The organism is Bifidobacterium amazonense, assembly GCF_018555435.2.
GTDB classification, from domain to species: Bacteria; Actinomycetota; Actinomycetes; order Actinomycetales; family Bifidobacteriaceae; genus Bifidobacterium; species Bifidobacterium amazonense.
This window is the reverse complement of the sequence record NZ_JAFEJT020000111.1, coordinates 1-3,259: the sequence shown is the minus strand read 5'-3', so window position 1 is coordinate 3,259 and position 3,259 is coordinate 1. Positions and strand designations below refer to the sequence as shown.

At 61.7% G+C, this 3,259-nt stretch carries 3 protein-coding genes and 2 tRNA genes; 2 read left to right on the top strand and 3 right to left on the bottom strand.

Features of this window, described 5'->3' with window-relative positions; genetic code table 11:
- Positions 1 to 509: LacI family DNA-binding transcriptional regulator (locus JS533_RS13465; RefSeq protein ID WP_241515318.1), on the top strand; the 509-nt coding region annotated here is incomplete at its 5' end.
- Between the two features lie 45 nt (positions 510 to 554).
- On the opposite strand, the gene JS533_RS13460 is transcribed toward JS533_RS13465, so the two are convergent.
- The 3 genes from JS533_RS13460 to JS533_RS13450 form a co-directional block, all read right to left on the bottom strand.
- Positions 555 to 1,748 (bottom strand): MFS transporter, encoded by a 1,194-nt coding sequence (locus tag JS533_RS13460; RefSeq protein WP_238548477.1) that lies wholly within the window; start codon positions 1,746 to 1,748, stop codon positions 555 to 557.
- A 512-nt stretch (positions 1,749 to 2,260) separates the two neighbouring features.
- A tRNA-Ala gene (locus tag JS533_RS13455) sits at positions 2,261 to 2,333 on the bottom strand.
- Positions 2,334 to 2,396: 63 nt separating this feature from the next.
- Positions 2,397 to 2,470: transfer RNA gene (locus tag JS533_RS13450), tRNA-Ile, on the bottom strand.
- A 197-nt stretch (positions 2,471 to 2,667) separates the two neighbouring features.
- Between JS533_RS13450 and JS533_RS13445 the strand changes: the two genes are divergently transcribed.
- Positions 2,668 to 3,153: a M48 family metallopeptidase gene (locus JS533_RS13445; RefSeq protein WP_241515317.1), complete on the top strand. Its 486-nt coding sequence runs from the start codon at positions 2,668 to 2,670 to the stop codon at positions 3,151 to 3,153.
- Positions 3,154 to 3,259: the final 106 nt, after the last annotated feature.

The following is a 3,259-nucleotide window of genomic DNA, read 5'->3' as shown; positions in this document are numbered from 1 at the left end:
ACAACTACCAGGGCGGGTACGACGCCGCCACGCTGCTCTGCGAGCGCGGCTGCCGCCATATCGCCGTGATCGCGGGGCCGACCGACATGCAGGCCGCGGTGCTACGCTCCGAAGGTGTTCTGGCTGGTTTGAAGGCCGTGGATTTGGAACCGGTTGCAATGGTGTCTGGCGAATACGGCGCCGAACACGGAGAGACAACCATGCACCGGATACTGGAGGAACACCCCGAAGTGGACGGTGTATTCGCCGAATCCGACGAAATCGCCAGCGGAGCGCTACGCACGCTGCTGAACGCCGGCAAACGGGTCCCCCAGGACGTTGCGCTGATCGGATTCGACGACTTCCATGTGGCCCGTGCCGTCTCCCCCAGCCTGACCACATTCGCCCAACCATTGGCCACCATGGCGGAAACGGCCACAAAAATGCTGGTCGAACGGCTGAATACCGGCGAATGGCAATGCAAGGCGGTGCTGTTCCCCGCCCCGCTGGTCCGCCGCGAAAGTGCCTGACTGGACTGGCCCGTCAGGCCAGTCTGTCCGGTGCGGCCAAGCGGTTTATCGGCGACGGCGCGAACTGAGCCAACCGTACAGCGTCAAGGGAATGGCGGCGGCAGTGAACAAGGCGGGCAGCATCATGCCGCCGTGCGCGCCGAACACGTCCAACACCATGCCAGCCACCGACGAGCCGATCGCACCTCCCGCAGTGCCGGCCGTAGTCAGCCAACTCAGTCCCTCCGTCAACGATTCGGACGGGACCAAACTGCGCACGATCAAGCTGCCGGTGGTGAACAGCGGAGAAACGTTCAAGCCGGTCAGCACCTCGACGATCGCCAATACGACCAAGTTATCCATTGTCACTCGGAACAACACGAATCCGACCGTCAGCAAGCTCATAAACAGCACCATATGCGCCCAGTGCGAGCCCCTGAGCCGCCGCGAGCCGAAGATCAGCGCGCCAATGCACGAGCCGACCGCATACATCGCCAGCTGCAAGCCAAGAAAACGCTCCGCGCCCATCGACTTCACGGCCGCGGTGATCGACACGTCCACGGCCGTAAAGCTCATATTGAACACGACGAACACCGCGATCAACGGCAACATGCCACGGTACAGCAGCGCGCTGCGCTTCATGCCGGCATCGTTCCTGACAGTGCCGTCCGCATCGGTGCCATCCGCATCATCGGCATGCGGCATACCGGACGCAGTCGCAACGTCGACCATCTCCACAACCGGACGCGGCTGCGTGGAACGCAACGAGAAAAACACGGTGCCGCCGATCGCCGCAGCGGCTATCGGCACAAACAGCTGAGCCACCGGATGCACCGACGTGGCAAGCCAGGCGGTCAGCATCGGGCCGAGAATAAACACGACCTCATCAATCGCGGCTTCAGTGGCATACGCCGTATTCAACAGCGACTCGCCGTCGCGCACGTCACGCAACGTATACGCCCACCGGGCACGCACCAGCGCGCCGAACGAAAACTGGGTCACCCCCATCAGCACGGCCAAGGCAAACATCAGCGCAACAGGCGCGCGCAGCCACACGGCAAGAGCGAAAGCAAGCATGAACACGACCTGCAGCACCAGCGTCGGCCTGCCCACGCGGGCCTGGCCGAAACGGTCGAACGCCTTCGCGTACAACGGCGTGACGCACGACATGGACAGCACGTACACCGTATTCATGATGCCGGCGAGTGTCCACGCGCCATACGCGTGATTCAACGCCAGAATAATGCCCAAATCGAGCATGGACATAGGCAGGCGGGCCACCGCCGCGGAAATGCAGAACGATTTGGTGCCCGGCAGGGCGAACAGACGACGATACGGCGACACAGAAGCCGACAATGCGCTCTCCTCACGGTAGGTCCGGCGTGTGCGACCGCCCGCACGCGCCTTCCGAGGGGGTTGGGTTCTTGCAGCAACGTCACGCGGTGCGTTTCGACCGCGGACATCGGCGGCGTGCTCGCGCACGTTCCGACCGGATGTCATGGGCGCTAATGGCCCAGAGCCGTTGCCTTGTCGACCAAGAATCTCGGCAGACCAACTCGGTAAGGGTTTTGGTTGTTGTGTTGTTTGGTTCAGTTATTCGGTTCGGCCGTTCGGCTGTGCGAGGGGTCGGTTGCGATCCCGCACCCGGTCGTCGCGGACTCGACTGACATAGTAGGAAGCGGGGGCGATATGGGGGTCACGCGAACAGTCCTCAATCGGGCAAAACGGCAACAAAAAAAGGGCTTCCGGGAAATACCGGAAACCCTTGTCTGTGGAGCATGCCGGGTTCGAACCGGCGACCCTCTGCTTGCAAAGCAGATGCGCTACCAGCTGCGCCAATGCCCCAATGGTTGTGCAACCTTGTGGGTAGAAAAAAAGAGCGGCTCGAAGGCCGCTTCATTTTTCCTGTGGGCCCGGGAGGACTTGAACCTCCGACCTCATCCTTATCAGGGATGCGCTCTAACCACCTGAGCTACGGGCCCGATCCGTGTGCTTTTCAAAAGCGCACAATCGACTAGATTACCAGCATTCTGCGGTTTGTCAAAAGGACATGTCTGAACGCTCTATTTTCGTTGGAATTGCAACGATTGTTCGGCGTGTCGTTTTTGTGGCGACAGTTGGTCGGAAGGCCAAGAATCGGTCGGCGACAGACTGTCTGCGGGCGCGCGAGAATGATCGTATGCCTTTTCGCCAATCAGCCGCCTCCCGCACGTCGCAGACATCCCGCACCACAACGACCGTAACCGTTGACGGCCTGCCGGTGACGGTCACGCGCAAGCCGATCAAGAACATGTACCTGCGCGTGCGGCCGATCGACGGCGGCGTGGAGATTTCGGCTCCCCTGCGCGTGAGCGAACGACGGATCGTTGATTTCGTGCGGGAACGGCAGGGCTGGATCGTGCGGACGCAGACTCGGCTGGCCGAGATACGCGAACGGCAGCGATCCGCGGGCGAGAACGGCATGGTCTGGACCGACGATCTCGCGCGGCGGGCCGAAGCGACGATCCGCGCGGCGTTACCCGGACTGCTGGAGAAGTGGACGCCGATCATCGGCCGTGCTCCGTCGCACGTCACGCTGCGGATCATGAGTTCGCGGTGGGGCTCGTGCACGCCGAAAACCGGGCGGATACGACTGAATCTGCAGCTAGTATTTCGTCGGGTTTAATTTGCCTTTTGTGTGTGGTTGTGTTCTTCTTGGATTGTGTGTGGTGTTTGTCCAAGGGAGGGCCGCGGGATGTCGCGTAGGGTCAGGGTCGTGTTGGGTGATGGTG

Bases quoted from the DNA above. Each gene is read 5' to 3' on its own strand.
- JS533_RS13460 (WP_238548477.1), bottom strand. From the start codon at position 1,748: ATGCTCGATTTGGGCATTATTCTGGCGTTGAATCACGCGTATGGCGCG.
- JS533_RS13445 (WP_241515317.1), top strand. From the start codon at position 2,668: ATGCCTTTTCGCCAATCAGCCGCCTCCCGCACGTCGCAGACATCCCGC.